At 40.5% G+C, this 17,520-nt stretch carries 16 protein-coding genes; 8 read left to right on the top strand and 8 right to left on the bottom strand.

Annotation, left to right across the window (positions count from 1 at the left end; genetic code table 11):
- Together H5202_RS08520 and xseB are read right to left on the bottom strand one after the other, a co-directional pair.
- The coding region (locus tag H5202_RS08520; RefSeq protein WP_182771703.1) for a polyprenyl synthetase family protein at positions 1-244 on the bottom strand (244 nt) is incomplete at its 3' end.
- Between the two features lie 27 nt (positions 245-271).
- Complete coding sequence (xseB, locus tag H5202_RS08515; RefSeq protein WP_182771702.1) at positions 272-520, bottom strand: exodeoxyribonuclease VII small subunit; 249 nt, start codon at positions 518-520, stop codon at positions 272-274.
- A gap of 339 nt (positions 521-859) precedes the next feature.
- On the opposite strand from xseB, the gene pomA reads away from it, so the two are divergent.
- The 3 genes from pomA (at position 860) to thiI (ending at position 4,451) form a co-directional block, all read left to right on the top strand.
- A complete protein-coding gene (gene pomA / locus H5202_RS08510; RefSeq protein WP_182771701.1) occupies positions 860-1,627 on the top strand; it encodes a flagellar motor protein PomA in 768 nt (255 codons plus the stop codon).
- 3 nt (positions 1,628-1,630) lie between these two features.
- On the top strand, positions 1,631-2,557 hold the full coding sequence (locus H5202_RS08505) for a flagellar motor protein MotB (protein WP_182771700.1): 927 nt from the start codon (positions 1,631-1,633) through the stop codon (positions 2,555-2,557).
- 439 nt (positions 2,558-2,996) lie between these two features.
- Positions 2,997-4,451 (top strand): tRNA uracil 4-sulfurtransferase ThiI, encoded by a 1,455-nt coding sequence (gene thiI, locus H5202_RS08500; RefSeq protein ID WP_182771699.1) that lies wholly within the window; start codon positions 2,997-2,999, stop codon positions 4,449-4,451.
- A gap of 202 nt (positions 4,452-4,653) precedes the next feature.
- Here thiI and H5202_RS08495 read toward each other — a convergent pair whose 3' ends face one another.
- Positions 4,654-4,878 carry a hypothetical protein gene (locus H5202_RS08495; RefSeq protein ID WP_182771698.1) on the bottom strand — a complete coding sequence of 75 codons (225 nt, stop codon included), beginning with the start codon at positions 4,876-4,878 and terminating at the stop codon, positions 4,654-4,656.
- A 179-nt stretch (positions 4,879-5,057) separates the two neighbouring features.
- Between H5202_RS08495 and H5202_RS08490 the strand changes: the two genes are divergently transcribed.
- The 4 genes from H5202_RS08490 (at position 5,058) to rlmM (ending at position 8,401) form a co-directional block, all read left to right on the top strand.
- Complete coding sequence (locus H5202_RS08490; protein ID WP_124017957.1) at positions 5,058-5,969, top strand: transcriptional regulator GcvA; 912 nt, start codon at positions 5,058-5,060, stop codon at positions 5,967-5,969.
- Positions 5,950-6,660, top strand: coding sequence for an alpha/beta family hydrolase (locus H5202_RS08485; RefSeq protein WP_336244785.1), 711 nt, complete (start codon positions 5,950-5,952; stop codon positions 6,658-6,660). Before H5202_RS08490 ends, H5202_RS08485 begins: the two co-directional genes overlap by 20 nt.
- Positions 6,661-6,835: 175 nt before the next feature.
- Complete coding sequence (locus H5202_RS08480) at positions 6,836-7,216, top strand: DUF423 domain-containing protein (protein WP_182771697.1); 381 nt, start codon at positions 6,836-6,838, stop codon at positions 7,214-7,216.
- A gap of 96 nt (positions 7,217-7,312) precedes the next feature.
- The gene (rlmM, locus tag H5202_RS08475; protein WP_182771696.1) at positions 7,313-8,401 is read left to right on the top strand and encodes a 23S rRNA (cytidine(2498)-2'-O)-methyltransferase RlmM; all 1,089 of its coding nucleotides are present in this window, start codon (positions 7,313-7,315) and stop codon (positions 8,399-8,401) included.
- A gap of 109 nt (positions 8,402-8,510) precedes the next feature.
- Here rlmM and H5202_RS08470 read toward each other — a convergent pair whose 3' ends face one another.
- Positions 8,511-9,521 carry an isocitrate dehydrogenase gene (locus H5202_RS08470; protein WP_182771695.1) on the bottom strand — a complete coding sequence of 337 codons (1,011 nt, stop codon included), beginning with the start codon at positions 9,519-9,521 and terminating at the stop codon, positions 8,511-8,513.
- Positions 9,522-9,960: 439 nt separating this feature from the next.
- Between H5202_RS08470 and H5202_RS08465 the strand changes: the two genes are divergently transcribed.
- Positions 9,961-12,804, top strand: a complete 2,844-nt coding sequence (locus tag H5202_RS08465; protein WP_182771694.1) for a prolyl oligopeptidase family serine peptidase — start codon at positions 9,961-9,963, stop codon at positions 12,802-12,804.
- Between the two features lie 94 nt (positions 12,805-12,898).
- On the opposite strand, the gene H5202_RS08460 is transcribed toward H5202_RS08465, so the two are convergent.
- The 4 genes from H5202_RS08460 to H5202_RS08445 all read right to left on the bottom strand — a co-directional run bounded on the left by H5202_RS08460 (position 12,899) and on the right by H5202_RS08445 (position 17,288).
- On the bottom strand, positions 12,899-13,297 hold the full coding sequence (locus H5202_RS08460) for a DUF3192 domain-containing protein (RefSeq protein WP_182771693.1): 399 nt from the start codon (positions 13,295-13,297) through the stop codon (positions 12,899-12,901).
- Between the two features lie 247 nt (positions 13,298-13,544).
- Positions 13,545-14,312: a flap endonuclease Xni gene (xni, locus tag H5202_RS08455; protein ID WP_182771692.1), complete on the bottom strand. Its 768-nt coding sequence runs from the start codon at positions 14,310-14,312 to the stop codon at positions 13,545-13,547.
- The gene (gene ppnN / locus H5202_RS08450; RefSeq protein WP_182771691.1) at positions 14,305-15,669 is read right to left on the bottom strand and encodes a nucleotide 5'-monophosphate nucleosidase PpnN; all 1,365 of its coding nucleotides are present in this window, start codon (positions 15,667-15,669) and stop codon (positions 14,305-14,307) included. Before ppnN ends, xni begins: the two co-directional genes overlap by 8 nt.
- Positions 15,670-15,731: 62 nt before the next feature.
- A complete protein-coding gene (locus H5202_RS08445) occupies positions 15,732-17,288 on the bottom strand; it encodes a sensor domain-containing diguanylate cyclase (RefSeq protein WP_182771690.1) in 1,557 nt (518 codons plus the stop codon).
- Positions 17,289-17,520: the final 232 nt, after the last annotated feature.

Below are 17,520 nucleotides of genomic sequence, written 5' to 3'. Positions count from 1 at the left end.
GTATTAACGAATAAGCATGAATACATTCAATGGCAGCAGCGGCTTTATCAAGTGCATTTATATTGACACCCAACATATCACCTACACTGTAGACCAAAAATGGCCTTATGCGTTTTCCACCCAATAACGCACCATGCAGCATCGCTGCTTTTAAATCTGGTGCCGCGTCATCAAGCAGCGTTAAATGTTGGTTAAGAATACCATTAACGCGATGTTGGTATGTTGTTATTGCTTCAGCTAACACGTATCAAGACCTATTATTTAATACACACTATGTTGACGATAAATCACTTTCTACAGTGAACGATGCTAATTCGGCATCATCTTCATTTAATAAGATAGAGACTTTTTGCTGTGCTTGCTCAAGTTTAGCTTGGCTTTGACGTACTAACTTAATGCCACGTTCAAACTGTTTAAGTGCATCATCCAGCGATACTTCACCTTGCTCTAAATGAGCAACAATGGTTTCAAGTTCAGTTAATGATTGTTCAAAACTGAGATTTTCAGGTTTTTTAGCCACAAGTAATATTCCTTTCATTCAGCGTGTGACAAGGTATATCAGCCCAGCGTATCGGTCAAATACAGTCGCTGGTTATTTGCTCAACAGCACGCTTTGTTATTGAATTTTGTTTAGAATGTACAAAAACAAGCTAAACTTGAGCCAAGTTTGTCCGATAACAAGTCATGATTTAAGTTTGCTAGCGTAAAATAGTATTGAAAATTTTGCAGTAATACATAACGATGGGCATTGTTATCAACACAAAATGCTGTCCGATTATGCGAGTCGTATAACGTGCGCTAACAGCACGATGGAAGTAGCACAAATAAGCAGCGCAATGACTGCGATTGAGGAGAGGTTGTGGATTTAGCTACCCTAATAGGTATTATCGGTGCTTTTGCATTTATTATTGGTGCAATGGCCACCAGTGGTGGTATCGGATTATTTATCGATGTACCGTCAATTTTGATTGTAGTCGCAGGCTCTTTATTTGTGGTGATGATGAAATTTAACCTAAAGCAATTTTTAGGTTCAATAAAGATTGGTATGAAAGCCTTCATGTTTAAGTTAGATAAACCTGAAGATTTAATAGAACAAGCTGTCACCATGGCAGATGCTGCCCGTAAAGGCGGTTTTTTAGCATTAGAAGAAGCTGTTATTACCAACACGTTTATGCAAAAAGCCGTTGATATGTTAGTTGATGGCCATGACGGTGAGGTAGTGCGTAACGCATTAGAAAAAGACATCGCATTAACTGAAGAACGTCATAAAACAGGGGTGGGTATTTTTAAAGCCATGGGCGATGTGGCACCTGCAATGGGTATGATTGGTACTTTGGTTGGTTTGGTGGCGATGCTATCAAACATGGACGATCCAAAATCCATTGGTCCTTCAATGGCTGTGGCATTGTTAACAACGCTATATGGCGCGGTGATTGCCAACATGATCGCCATCCCGATGGCGGATAAATTATCATTACGAATGAATGAAGAACTACTTAACCGTAATTTAATTATGGATGCAGTTTTAGCGATTCAAGATGGGCAAAACCCAAGGGTTATTGAAGGCTTTTTGAAGAACTATTTGGCTGAAAGTGTGCGAAAAATTGATACTACGGACGGAGAGTAACTCATGGCTAAGGCCAAGTGTGATTGTCCACCCGCTGGTGCCCCTATGTGGCTTGCCACATTTGCAGACTTAATGTCGTTGCTTATGTGCTTCTTCGTGTTGTTATTAGCGTTTTCTGAAATGGACGTGATGAAGTTTAAACAAATCGCCGGCTCAATGAAGTATGCCTTTGGGGTGCAAAACAAAGTTGAAGTGAAAGATATTCCTAAAGGAACCTCTGTTATTGCGCTTGAGTTTCGCCCTGGTCGACCCGATCCAACGCCAATTGAGATCATTAATCAACAAACTAATGAAATGACTCAACCGACGATAGAATATCAGGCTGGCGAAGAGGACAGTGCCGGTGGGACTCAAAAGCAAAGTGGTGAGCAACGTGGTGGCAATGCAGCTGCAACAGCGCAACAAGAAGCTGAAGCCGTTAAAAAAGACGCTGCTTCTTCGCAAGAAAACATAAACGATCAAGTTAAAAAAATGGCTGAGAAGCTCAATGAAGAAATTGTCGATGGGGCAATTGAAATTGAATCTTTAGGGCAGCAAATTATTATCCGTATTCGTGAGAAAGGATCTTTTGCTTCTGGCTCTGGCTTTTTACAACCTAAGTTCAAACCGATTATACGGTCGATTGGTGAGTTACTAAAAGATGTCCCTGGGATTATTACAGTGTCGGGGCACACTGATGGTGCAGATATCAATAACGAGCTTTACAGTTCAAATTGGGAGTTATCGACTCAACGAGCCGTGGCCGTGGCGCATGAATTAAGAAAAGTCTCTGGTTTTGATGAATCAATGATGAAAGTGGTTGGAGAGGCGTCTAATCGGCCATTAGTTGCCAATGACTCCAATGAGAATCAGGCTCGAAACCGTCGTGTAGAAATCTCTATCGAGCAAGGTAAACCTAAAGAGTCGAATGAAATAATTGTGACTAAATAACCTGATGTGATGGTGTCCTCCCACAACAGCATCGGTTTGCCATGATTGAAGTGGTGATAAACAATCAAAATGTGAAACAAAAAACGCAACCTCTTTAGATTAATGAGGTTGCGTTTTTTTGTTCCTGCGGTTTGGCTATTCGCAATAAAAGTGGCTTTTTAGCCATAACGATATTGGAATCGAGTATCGTTAATGATGTCATGACTTATGACCAATAGCAGATAAACAAAGTGAATATGTTTGGTTAATAGACATCCTTTGGTATAATCCGCGAATTATTGCATACGCTTTACTCTGCGCTTGATGGCATAAGCTAACCGAGTAGACAGAGCTTTGCTGTTTTTTTATTTATTATCAACGTATTACTATCTCTTTATCTAGCAAAACCTAGTAACACCGAGTGTAGTGCTATAGTGATGGTTATACCTGTGGACGCCCCATGAAGTTTATTGTAAAGCTGTACCCTGAAATCATGATGAAGAGCAAGTCGGTAAGAATGCGCTTTACCAAAATGCTTGAAACTAATATACGTAATGTGCTTAAAAATGTGGATGAGGGCGCAAAAGTACAACGTTTATATGATCGTATAATAGTCCAGGTCCCGAAAGATAAGCCGGAATTATGTGATGTTTTTGCAGATCGACTAGCTTGTATTCCAGGTATTGCTCACGTGGTACAAGTGAGTGAGTACAGTTTTGATTCAATTGATCATATCTATCAGCAAGCTTTACCAAAGTACCGTGATGAAATTGCCGGTAAAACATTTTGTGTTCGCGTAAAGCGTTCTGGTAATCATGACTTTAATTCAATTGATGTTGAACGTTATGTTGGTGGCGGATTAAATCAGCACACTGAGGCTCTAGGGGTAAAACTTAAAGACCCTGACGTGACCGTTAATCTAGAAATCAATCAAGATAAGCTTTACATGGTTGAACGCCGTATTCAAGGTTTGGGTGGTTTTCCTATGGCGACACAAGAAGATGTGTTGTCGCTTATTTCAGGTGGTTTCGATTCTGGCGTATCGAGTTTTCAGTTTATTAAGAAAGGCGCACGTACCCATTACTGTTTCTTTAATTTAGGCGGCGCTCAGCACGAAATTGGCGTTAAACAAGTCGCGTATCACCTATGGAAAAAGTACGGTGAGTCACACAAAGTACGCTTTGTGTCTGTGCCATTTGAACCTGTAGTTGAAGAGATCTTAGAGCGTATTGATAACGGTCAAATGGGTGTGGTACTTAAGCGTGTAATGATGCGTGCAGCAACACGTATTGCTGACAAATATGGTATTCAAGCGTTAGTGACAGGTGAAAGCTTAGGTCAAGTATCTAGCCAGACACTGACTAACTTAAATGTTATCGATCGTAGTACCGATTTATTGATCTTACGTCCGCTTATTGCAATGGACAAACAAGATATTATTAATCAGAGCCGTATTATTGGTACTGAAGATTTTGCTAAGTCTATTCCTGAGTATTGTGGTGTTATTTCGCAAAAACCTACAGTTAAAGCGATATTATCTAAGGTTGAAGCGGAAGAGCTGAAATTCTCTGAAGATTTAATCGACCGTGTAGTGGCATCCGCAGTGGTAATGGATATTCGCGATATTGAAGCTGAAATGAACCAGCAAGTGACCGAGACTGAAACGGTTAACGATGTGGCTTCAGGTGAAATAATCATTGATGTTCGCGCTCCAGAAGAAGAAGAGCGTAGCCCATTATCGATTGATAACGTGATGGTTAAAGCGATTCCATTCTTTAAGTTAGCTACTCAATTTGCGGATTTAGACAAGTCTAAAACGTATTTATTGTATTGCGATCGTGGCGTAATGAGTAAGCTGCAAGCGTTATATCTTGTAGAGCAGGGTTACACTAACGTAAAAGTTTATCGTCCTTAATAAACAGCCGAAACGACACCGTTTTTACTGTGTCGAGGCTTAGATCTATGTTGTGTTATTTATCCACTTTAGTGTTGAGTGTTGGTGACAGCGGTGAGCTGGAACAGTAATACGCTTTGAGTGCGATGAATCACAGACAATAAAAAACCGCATTTAATGCGGTTTTTTATTGTCTCAGTAACGTGCTTAAGCTGAACTGACTCTAATTAGCTTGTACCGCTTCTGAAGTTTTTTGTTGTTCATCATTGTCAGCAACTAAAATGCTGTTAACATCATTATTGATATCAATTTGCATCGCTTCAATGCTTTGCGATAAGTCGGCATGTAAATCGACCATATCGATAGGTTCTAGTTCAGTCGCTTGAGCTGTAGATAATCCCATTACGGATAATAGTGCGACTGCAAAAATAGTGTTTAGGTTGAACATAGGGGATGAGCCTCCAGGCTAATAACTCACATTTGCCGGACTATCCCAGTAACTTCGTAGAGATTGTCCAACTGTATTTTCAATGATGCTAATTTAACCAAACACAGTGTTCTTTACAAACGACAAAAAATAACGATAATCATTAGAAAAACTAATTAAAAAATAAGAGATTGATCACTATGTCTAGACGATTACCTCCTTTGAATGCAGTTAAAGCATTTGAAGCTGCAGCACGACATTTGAGCTTTACCCGCGCCGCAGAAGAGTTGTTTGTCACTCAGGCTGCGGTGAGTCATCAAATTAAAGCACTAGAAGATTTTTTAGGGCTAAAACTGTTTAGGCGTAAAAATAGATCATTATTGTTAACAGAAGAAGGTCAAAGCTATTTTCTAGACATTAAAGACATTTTTATTGAGCTCGGCGAGGCAACTAATCGTCTGCTTGCCCGAAGCGCGGTTGGGTCGTTAACAGTAAGCATGTCTCCGAGTTTCGCTATTCAATGGTTAGTGCCTCGTTTAGCTAAGTTTAGCGAAAAAAATCCTGATATTGATGTGCGTATTAAAGCAGTAGACAGCGATGCCAGTTCGTTAACGGATGATGTCGATGTGGCGATTTATTACGGTCAAGGTAATTGGCCAGGACTACGCGCCGATAAACTGCGAAATGAAGTGCTCATTCCGGTATGTTCGCCACTATTACTTAATGGCCCTAAACCATTAACTCTTCCGAGTGATTTGAAGTTTCATACCTTATTGCATGACTCAAATCGTCAAGATTGGCAGGCATGGTTTAGGCAATGTGGTGTCACTGATATTAATGTCAATCAAGGGCCGATATTCAGTCACTCATCATTAGTGTTACAAGCTGCTGCACATGGTCAAGGTGTTGCCTTGGGTTACAGTGTACTTGCTCGTCCTGATATCAAAGCAGGGCGTTTAGTGTGTCCGTTTTCTGAAGTGCTGGTGAGCAAAGATGCATATTATTTAGTGTGTCAGCAAAATCATTCAGAGATAGGTAAAATTTCAGCTTTTAGGGAGTGGATGGTCGATATGTTTGCCGAGGAGTCGCGTAGTGAGTTGCTTACCGGATAATATGCCTGTGTTAGCTGAAGATTATCTTTTACAAGGTCCTAAAAGTGACACCTTGATTGTGTTTGCTCATGGTGCTGGTGCGAATATGCATCATCAATATATGACTTCAATGACCGATAAGTTAATTGCTCGAGGCTATCAAGTATATCGATTTAATTTTTTGTATATGCAAGCCAATATGCAAGATGGTAAGCGCCGTCCGCCTGACCGAGCGCCTAAATTACTGGCGCACTATGAACAGGTGCTGCTAGATATTCAGCAAAAAATGGCACTTGGGCTTATCAATTGTCAGCGGATAATATTAATGGGCAAGTCTATGGGCGGCCGCATGTCGGCGATATTAACCAGCTCAGATCATCAATTACAATCGTCTCTTACTAACGATGTTACCAGTAAAATTAGTGCAATTGTGTGTTTGGGCTACCCTTTTATTCCCCTCAAAGGCGGAGATCCACGACTTGCACCTATTCAGCACAATTCAATTCCGATGCTGATTGTTCAAGGTGAGCGAGATAAATTTGGCGGCCTTCAACAAGTACCTAACTGGGCTTTGGGTGAACATGCTGAAGTATGTTGGATTGGTGATGGTGACCATAGTTTACAACCGCGAAAATCTTCTGGTTATACCCTTGAGGGCAATCTTAATCATGCCATTGAGAATGTTAGTCAGTTTATTACCCGAGTAGGCTAATGCTGTAACGCTATGTTTTACACATATGCGGTGTCTACTTTGCTGATAGCTTGATCAAGCCCAGCATCAATATTAACACTACATGAATACTAACGGTAATGGCTTAAGTCACGAAAATCAGCTTAATTCAATAGTATGATGCATTGTCGGTTTATGTTGTATGAGGTTATGTAAAATGAATAAAGGTCTATTATTATTTGCCACACTAAGTGGTTTTATGGCTGTTGCACTGGGTGCTTTTGCTGCTCATGGGCTTAAAACTATCGCACCACCGGAATTAGTGAGTATTTTTAAACTCGGGGTCGATTATCAGTTTTATCATACCTTCGGATTGATTGCGTTGGCTTTTTCTGCCCATTGGATCCCCTCTAAGTTAATTAATTGGGCTGCTTATAGCTTTATTGCCGGGATAGTATTGTTTTCTGGTTCGTTATACCTTTATGCCTTTACGGGGGCTAAATGGATTGGCCCAATTACGCCTATGGGCGGGTTATGCTTCTTAGTGGGGTGGTTGTTATTTGCTGCGGCGATTTGGCATGCTAAATCAGCAGAATAATGGCTTGGCTAAATTCTCCCACCTTGAGCATTTTTGGGTATAATAGCGAAATTATTGTCTCGCTATTATGCGAATATCCTTACGCTAAGGCTCCAAATGAAAAACCTATTCCTATTTTGTCGCTCAGGCTATGAAAAAGATTGTGCGGCAGAAATTCAACATCGGGCAACAGAATTAAATGTGGGTGGTTTTGTTAAAACCAACATCAATGATGCCTATGTGATTTATCAATGTTTTGACGACAATGGTGCCGATACGTTAGTTAAGGAATTGGCGCTTAGTTCATTAGTTTTTGCGCGTCAGATGTTTGCCGCTGGTGAGTTGTTGAGTGATCTGCCTGAACAAGATCGGGTAGGGCCTATTGTGGCTTCATTAGCAGCGCTCTCAAAGTGTGGTGAGCTACGCGTTGAAACGCCTGACACCAATGAAGCAAAAGAATTATCTGCATTTTGTCGTAAATTGACTGTGCCGTTACGCCAAAGTTTAAAAAAGAGTGGCGCATTGCTCAACGCAGAAAGTGACCGACGTCCTATCATTCATGTGTGTTTTATCGGGCCAGGTAAAGCGTATACAGGGTATTCGTTAAACCACAATAGCTCGCCTCACTTTATGGGTATTCCTCGGTTAAGAATGGCTGCAGACGCACCTAGTCGTTCAAGTCTTAAGCTCGATGAAGCATTTGGGGCCTTTTTAACGAAAGAAGAACAAGAAACACGTTGCCGTAGTGGATTAAATGCTGTTGATTTAGGCGCTTGTCCTGGTGGTTGGACTTACCAATTAGTTCGTCGTGGGATGATGGTTGCAGCCGTTGATAATGGTCCAATGGATCCTAAATTGATGGAAACCGGCCAAGTGAAGCATTACCGTGCGGATGGTTTTCGTTTTGAGCCACCACGAAAAAATGTGTATTGGTTAGTGTGTGATATGGTTGAAAAGCCAGCCCGAGTTGCTGAATTGATGGAAGCATGGGCGATTAATGGTTGGTTTAAAGAAGCTATTTTTAATCTTAAGTTACCAATGAAAAGCCGCTATAAAGAAGTTAGCGTGATTTTAGAAACCATTGGTGCCATTTTAACTGAAAATGAAATTGATTTTAAAATGCAGTGTAAGCACCTTTATCATGACCGCGATGAAGTGACCGTGCATTTATGGATATTCCCTGAAAAGGGTGTGAGCTACGCATAAAAAAACTATTGCACTGCTAACAAAAAGCCCCTTCTGCAACGCTGCATAAGGGGCTTTTTAGTTAATGACAGATAACTAAGTCATTAACGTAACCATTAACAATTAACAATTATCCTAAACGATCGAGTACTGCTTGAGTGAAGTCGGTAGTGCCGTGAGTGCCGCCTAAATCGCGGGTAGTACGGTCGCCTTCTTCAATAACAGCGGCTACTGCGCTACGGATCATCTCTGCTTTATCAGACATGCCTAGGTATTCTAACATTTGAATCGACGCTAAAATTACCGAGGTTGGGTTAGCTAAGTTTTTGCCTGCGATATCTGGTGCACTGCCGTGTACTGCTTCAAATATAGCAGCGTCGCGACCAATGTTTGCGCCAGGAGCCATGCCTAAACCGCCTACAAGACCAGCACACAAGTCAGACAAAATGTCGCCAAATAGGTTAGTGGTCACGATAACATCAAAGTTTTCAGGATTCATAACCAGTTTCATACAAGTGGCATCAACAATCATTTCTTCGGTAGTGATGTCTGGGTAACGCAGGCTCACTTCACGTGCCACTTTCAAGAACAAACCTGAAGTTGATTTCATGATGTTAGCTTTATGAACGATAGTCACTTTTTTACGATTTTCTTTACGTGCAAGTTCGTATGCGAACGTGGTGATTTGCTCTGCACCTTGACGAGTAATGATGCTGGTCGCTTCGGCTGTTTGACCATCGTCAGAGATTTTTTGACCCAAGCCTGAGTACATACCTTCAGTGTTTTCACGGACGGTAATAATATCAATGTTTTCATAACGCGCTTGGGTTCCTTTAAATGAAATCACCGGGCGCACGTTAGCATAAAGACTGAACTTTTTACGTAAGCTCACATTAATAGAGGTAAAACCTCCACCGACAGGTGTGGTTAATGGTCCTTTAAGCGTAATACGATTTTTCTCGATAAGGTCTAAAGTACGTTGTGGTACTAATTCACCGTGCTTTTCTAACGCCGTTAACCCTGCATCAGCAAATTCATATTCAAAGTTACATCCTGCTTTATCGAGGATTTTTAATGCTGAATCGATAATGCTTGGGCCAATCCCATCACCTGGGATCACGGTTATTGTACGTTTTGACATGAATAGTCCTTCCACGGTTGTGGTTACTGCAATTGATAGACCGCATACATGACACGGCTAGGTGACGATAAAAAGCGTCGTTTTACTGCGGCGTATTTTAACGACTTTTAATGTTTATTTACAGAAAATAGTGAGTGTTATCACATAAATTTCGTTATTTTTAAGTCAATCCTAATCTGATTGTTTTACTATGGACCTTTATGTAAATCGTTAAGTTGTAAAGCATCTTAATGCTGAAGACTCATCCGTTGTTCAATATTTTATTGGCAGCATTAGCTTATTCGGTAAGCATATTTTATAAAGACGACTTTGGTCGCATGTAGTGCCTTTTGCTGGTTAGCTTATTGTTGCGCTAGTCAAAATGTAGATAATCAAGAATGATGATCTATTACGGTGATCTATAACGATAATCAAGTAACGTTACCATTAGAGGAAAACTGTGAAATTATTCAATTTAATTCCATTGGCAGTCTGCCTGTCATTTAGTGCCCATGCGGCCCCGCAACGTGCACTGTCCATTGATGACATTATGCATTTTGAAACCTTACAACAGCCGATTATTTCTGATAATGGCAAAGTGATTGCAGTACAGGCTACTCCTGATCGAGGTGATAGTCGTGCATTAATCCGTTTTAGTGACAACAGTAAGCAGTATGAAATTGCCAATGGCACTGACGTTAATGTCAGTGCTGATGGCAAGTTTGTGTTGGCGACAATTGAAGCGAGCTTATTTGAGCGAGAAACCGAGAAGAAAGATGATTTACCCCATGATGTGGTATTACTGAATACTCAAAATGGCAAACAGCAGAAATTTGAAAATGTTGATTCCGCCTTGTTTAGCGACAATGGTCAATTTTTAGTGGTGAAATTTAAGGTTAGTAAGCCTGAGCCTACGGATGCTAAATCGGAATCTAAAGCGTCTGAATCCACTGCCTCTGAATCTATTATCTCTGAATCAACGGTAGCCGAAAATACTGCTCAGTCTGAAGATGATACTGATGCTGAAATTGAGGAAGCTGATAAAGGTTCTGATGTTCGGTTAATTAATCTGGCTACCAATCAACACACGCAGCTATCTGATGTGACCAAATTCACTCTTGATAAAGCAGGTAATCATTTTGTTGCTGTCGTCAATCAAGGTAAAAATCAACTGCATCAAGTAATGTTAGTCGCATTGGATGACCTAAAACAGCGTCAGCTTTATGATAGTAGTGATGAACAAATTGAAGCATTAGCGATCAGTGATGATGGTCAATATGTTGCCGTGACGAAAGGCTTGGCTGATTCGACCCGCTATGGCCGTGAGTACAATATGTTGCTTATTGATGTAGAGCAAAATAAACAACAGCAATTTGCTCAGTCTGAAGGCTGGACATATAACCAATACTCAAGCTTACAGTTTTCAAAAGACGGCCAACGTTTGTATGTTGGTCGAGTCCCAAAAGTCACACAGCAAGCTGAATTAGCTGATTATCAAAATGCCAAAGATGTCTTTAACCCAGACATTATCACAGCGAAAAAACAGTTACGCATTTGGCATGGCGATGATGCCAAAATTAAGCCTCAAGAAGTCAAAGAATATGAGCAAGAATTAAAACGCACTTATTTAGCTGTTTTACACTTAGATTTAAATAAGTTAGTCCAATTAGCCGACCAAGTGGTGCCAGATGTTACTTATGGTGAACAAGCTCGTTTTTTATTGGCTAGTTCTGATGTGCCATATCAAAAAATGATCACCTGGGCAGGCTTTTATCGTGATGTGTATTTGGTTGATGTAAACAACGGTAATAAAATCCCGGTGCTAACTCAGCAACCCAGTGATGCAATGCCTACTCTGTCACCGAATGCTAAGTTTCTAGCTTATTATCTACAAGGCAACGTGTTTCTGTTAGATATTGCATCTCAACGTCGGGTCAATTTGACCGAAAATATTACGACACCGTTTGCTGATGAAGATCATGATTATCCTAGTGCTGCGCCCGGTTACGGTTTTGGTCCTTGGTTAGCCGATGATAGTGCGATAACCGTTTATGATAAATATGATGTATGGCAGTTTAATACCGCATCGAACCAAGGTTTTATGTTAACCAATGGCGAAGGTAGAAAGCAGAAGACTCAATTCAGACTAGTTGGCTTAGTGAAGGATGAATTGTTACCTGCGGTAGTGAGTGATGCTGAAACTGTGCTATTGCAAGGCTATAGTCATCTATCGAAAGCAGACGGTTTTTTCAGTGCCCAAATGGGTGTTGCTGGTGTTAAGCGGTTAACCGAAAGCAACAGTAAATTAACGTTGCTGGCCAGAGCTAATAAAGCCTCGACAGTGGTGTTTTCGAAACAGCGCTATGATTTGTATCCTGATTTATATATAGCAGCTAATACCTCACCACAGAACGCTCAACAGGTGACCCAACTTGATAAGCAGCGTAAACCGTTTAAATGGGGAAATGCGGAGCTAGTCCATTGGCGAGATGGTGACGGCGTTAACATGGATGGGGTACTCATTAAGCCAACAAATTACCAAGCCGGTAAACAGTATCCAACCTTAGTGTATTTCTACCGTTTTATGAGTGATAGGTTGCATGCGTTTCCTGATATGAAACTTAATCATCGGCCTAACTTTGCTTGGTATGCAGACAATGGCTATGCGATTTTCTTGCCTGATATTCGTTTCGAGATTGGTTATCCGGGGATATCATCAGTTAAAGCACTGACCGCTGGCGTACAAAAATTGATAGCGTTGGGGATTGCCGATCCTGATGCTGTTGGTATTCAAGGGCATTCTTGGGGCGGCTATCAAAGTGCTTATGCGGTAACCCAAACTAATATCTTTAAAGCGGTAGTTACTGGTGCTCCGGTGTCTAATATGACCAGTGCTTACAGTGGTATTCGCCATGGTTCAGGGCTAGCAAGACAATTTCAATATGAAACGGGCCAAAGTCGAATGGGCGAGAGTCTGTTCAAGGCTCCACAAAGGTACATTGAGAACTCGCCGATTTTTTATGTTGATCGTATTCAAACGCCAATGATGATCATGTTTGGTGATAAAGATGATGCAGTGCCTTGGGAGCAGGGCGTTGAGTTATATCTGGCAATGCGTCGTGCAGGCAAGGATGTGGTGTTTTTACAATATGAAGATGAGCCGCATCATTTGAAAAAGTACCCCAATAAGCTTGATTATTCTATTAAGATGAAACAGTACTTCGATCATTACTTAAAAGGTGCGCAAGCCCCTGATTGGCTTCGTCAAGGTGAAGCTTATCGGGAGTATAAAAAGGTAGATTAAAACGGATATCCATGTTTATCTGAATTAACTTTTAACGCCCTATGCTGATACTCATAGGGCGTTTTTTGTTATTAATACCACAGATAAAAATGAATTATTGGGGAGGTAGATTAGTTACGGGCACTGCAAAATATTGATCTTCTGTGTCTTGTCCCCATGCAATCAGTAGATTATCTCTAAATAACAATGGCGTGCACTCTTCTTTAGTCGTTTCACCGTCTGATTTTATATGGTGGGTACGGTAATACATCACTTGATATTGTCCATCTATGCCGGTTTTGGCTTCGACAAAATCTGCACTGCCTAATAACGTTCTGATCTCATCAAGGCTTTGACCAAAACTGACTTCACTCATTTTTTGTAAGTTGAACGCCTGGCGATCATCCCACGCTCTGTCTTCTGGCTGTGGTTCATAAACAAAAATCACCACGGCAACAAACAGTAAATAGGCCGTGAAAATTCCACCGATGATATAAGTTACTTTTGAGTTCATAATCTGGATAATCCATTATGGTATTAATGTCGTTGACTGTATGTAAGCTCAACTCTGGATAATAAACGGTTATCATCTAGCATTTAGTTCCGCTATCTGCATTGTATCGGCTTACCATAAACCTACTATTATGACGTAAAACCCTTGGCAACATTGGTGGCAATAGTGAAATAGCAGACTCTAAATACATTCGTTTTAACGCTATAGCCCATCCTTTATCAAGAGTGGCAGTTAGCTTATTATGACATTAGTTTGTTATTGGATTGATCCTAAATTGTTTCAAATTAATATTCAGTGGAATATCGCATTGTAACTGGGCTAATTTATAACTAATTCTGGCCATCTCTTTTCCTTCGGCTAATTTAAGTGCTTGCTTGGCGCCAAGGTTATCTAAAGATCGATATAAATTAGCCAGCGTTCTAAATTTATTGAGTAAATCAGCTGCAGATTTTGGGCCTATCCCCATAATTCCGGGTATTTTATTGCCGCTGTCACCTGCTAGTGCAATAAAGTCGAGCATTTGGTATTGCTCTATTCCCAGTTTCTTTTCATATTGCTGAACATCAAAAACCTGTTGATTAAAATGATCCCACAAGGTGAGGTTTTTAGTCGGTAACTGGCTAAAGCCTTTGTCGGTTGACACGATAATCACTTCTCCCTTATTGCTGATCATTTTCATCGCAATGGTGGCGATAACATCATCGGCTTCAGATTGAGCGTCAAAGGAGTTGATATCGTGTTCTGCCAGTGTGACTTTGATATTTACCAGACCATCACTTAATGCCGTTGGCATGGGTTTACGACCTTTTTTGTAATCGCTGTACAGTGTTTTGCGCCAGGATGGCTCATTGCCATCCCAAACGACCATGCAATGGGTTGGCTGATGTTGCAGCAACATTTTTTTAGATGCAGCTAAAACACGCTCTTGAACACTGGCAATATCGTTTTCATCAGGTAACACTGCATGAATGCGGCGTACGAGGTTGAGTCCGTCAATAATGAGTAATTTATTCATTTGTTTTTATTATTTCGTAGCAGGGCACGTAAGCGCTTCCTGGCAGTTTCATGCGTTGTTGTTTAACAAAAGCGTTTAATAGCTTATCCATCATTAGCATAAGCTTAGCATCACCCTCAATCTTAAAGGGACCAAACTCTTGAATCAACTTAATGGTGTCGCCTTTTACGTTACCGGCGACAATACCTGAAAACGCTTTACGTAAGTTAGCCGCAAGCTCTGCTTTATTATCTTGAAAATAGAGATTCAAATTTGCCATAACTTCATGGGTCGGCGCAAAGGGTAATTGAAATTCTGGTTCAATTTTGAGTGACCATTGATACTGGTAAGCATCACATTTGTCTTTGCGGTAGATTTTTACTTGCTCCATGCCTTGTTTCATTATTTGCGCCACTTTGGCTGGATCATCAATAATGATTTGATACTTACTCTGTGCTTCTTCGCCTAATGTCGCCCCGATAAACTCATCGATAACGGTAAAGTATTCAGCGCTTTCTGCTGGGCCAGTTAACACCAGTGGAAAGGATGCATGGCAATTGTCTTTATTTAATAAGATACCAAGAAAGTAGAGTAATTCTTCAGCGGTACCCGCGCCGCCAGGGAAAATAACAATACCATGGCCTAAACGGACAAAGGCTTCTAGACGCTTTTCTATGTCGGGTAAAATCACTAATTCATTAACAATTTGGTTGGGTGGTTCAGCAGCAATAATGCTGGGTTCGGTTAAACCGATATAGCGGGCGTTGTGAACGCGTTGCTTTGCGTGGGCAATCGCCGCGCCTTTCATTGGGCCTTCCATAGCGCCAGGGCCGCAACCGGTGCAAATATCTAATCTACGTAGCCCCAGTTGATAACCGACATCACGGGTATATTGGTATTCAACCGCGTTGATGCTGTGTCCGCCCCAGCAAACCACCACGTTAGGATCTTTCATCGGCGAAATAGCTTGAGCATTACGCAAAATATCAAACACCACATTAGTAATGTGACTCGCATTACTTAAATCAATATGCTTTAAATTTTCGTACTTGTTGCTGATGTATATAATATCGCGAAGTACTGCGAACAAATGTTCTTGAATACCGGCAATGATTTCACCGTCGACAAAGGCTTGCAGAGGAGGATTGATGAGTTCAATTTGTATGCCTCTTTCGCGCTGTAAAATATTAAGGCTAAAAGATTCATAGCGACTAAAAAGGTCTTCAGAACTGTCGCTAATAAGGCCTGAAGCTAACACTGCGAGTGAGCAATTTCGATATAATTGGTAAAGGTCGCTTTTTGCACCTTGTTTTAAGCGCTCGACTTCTAATTGAGAAAGCTGATCTAAACTACCACGGGGACTAATTTTTACTATCATAAGCAACTCCTTTGGACTCGAGTATTTGATGCCGAGTCCAAAGAAAATCGTCTTGGGATGGGCTATATATCAATAACGACTCGGTCTCTGCCGTTGTTTTTTGCTTGGTATAATGCAGCATCGGCTCTTTCGAAAGCTTCTTCAAGCGTTTCGTTTTCCATCACTTGTGCAGCACCTATAGATAATGTAACTGTAATTCTCTGATTTTTAAACTTAAACGGAATATTTTTAATTTTTTCTTTTACTCGATTCAATAATTGCGATATATGCTCATCGGTAATATCAGGTAATAGCAAGACAAACTCTTCTCCCCCATAACGAGCAACAAATTCACTGTCACGCAGTGAATTTTTTAATGCCATGGCGATGACTTGTAGTGTCTTGTCTCCGGTGCTGTGACCAAAGTTATCATTAATAATTTTGAAGTGGTCTATATCGGTAATCGCTATCCATAATGGCGTTTTAAAGCGGACATGGTTGCGATACTCTTGCTCCATGCGATCTTCTAATGCAGTACGATTTGCCAATTGGGTGAGCGGGTCGAGTAAGTTGAGCTTTTGATGTTCGAATAGTTTTTCTTTGTAGTTGTTGGCTTCTTGACTCATCGAACTGAGCTCTTTACGCATTGACTCTATCGACTTACGTAAGATGGCTTGTTCACGTTGCTCTAGTGCTTCTTTACGAGAAAGTACATCACGAAGTGAAGATAACTGTATTGTTAGTTGGGTTTTTAATTGGTTAAGACTATCAGCATCAATCACCAACTCGTCTGCGGTATTCACCCGTAAATTTATCTCTTTATTTAATTGCCCTTTAAGCTGTTCACTGCGCTGGTTGTTATTGTATGTGTTATTAACCACATCGCGAACGATAATCAAAGCATCATTGAGGGCAAATAAAAAGTCTTGTGATGCGGATTTTTCGCGAGCGATATTCTCTAGCAGTAAACTCAATATCGATTGGTAAGAATCCAGTAAGTTATTTAAGCTGATATCACCAAGCAACACTTCTTTTATGACTAGAATTTGGTCACGTTGATCTTTTCTAAATTCAATTTCGGCAATTTTAGCGGCAAGCTCTTTAGCTAGCTGAATATGGTGCGGCAAAATTTCGTAATTATCGGCATCAGCAAATTCGTGTTTTAACATTTCTTCGTAGAAGAAAATCAGCTTTTCAACTTTAGGAATGTATTCCCATACAGTATGAAACGGTTTGCTTAATTCTTGTTTAAAATAAGTGATTTCTTTTTTTAGTTTATCTGGCGCGGAATCAACTCGTTGGATCTGGCGGATGACTCGAATGAGTCCATTACGACTGTCTTCTAAACGAGTCATGGTATGGCTATATTGAGATTTTAATAATCTTTCAATATCGACGAGTTCAGGCAATGCTTCATCAATTTGTTCAAAATTGTGCATATGATGACGCAATTTTGCCAATTTGTTGTCGAGCTCTAAATTTTGTCCTTTGCAGGCAAGACTGAGGTGAGTGATAAATTGAATCAATGTTTTCAATTTATCATTGCGATCGATATTAATCTCTTCGAGAGCAAGTTTCGCTGCATGGAGCTTTTGCTTCATCAACGAAATTTGAGTTATCGTTGTATTTGACTCTTTCATTTTGCAGTGCCTACTCTCATTCTTCACCTAAAGACATCTATTGCCGTGATTTGATATTAATTCTGACCGTAAATGGAATTTACAATAATTAACCTATCATCGGTTAACATTATAGTAATGTTATCTTAATAATGTTGTGCAGCAAATCCAATTACCGTACAAAATCTTATAACTGGCTGCAATAGCCTGTTTATTAGACTATTAGTTTTTCGGCCAGTTGATCTCTTGGGTA

This window comes from Shewanella sp. SG41-4, assembly GCF_014164505.1.
Taxonomy (GTDB): Bacteria; Pseudomonadota; Gammaproteobacteria; order Enterobacterales; family Shewanellaceae; genus Shewanella.
This window is presented reverse-complemented; position numbering and strand designations above follow the sequence as displayed.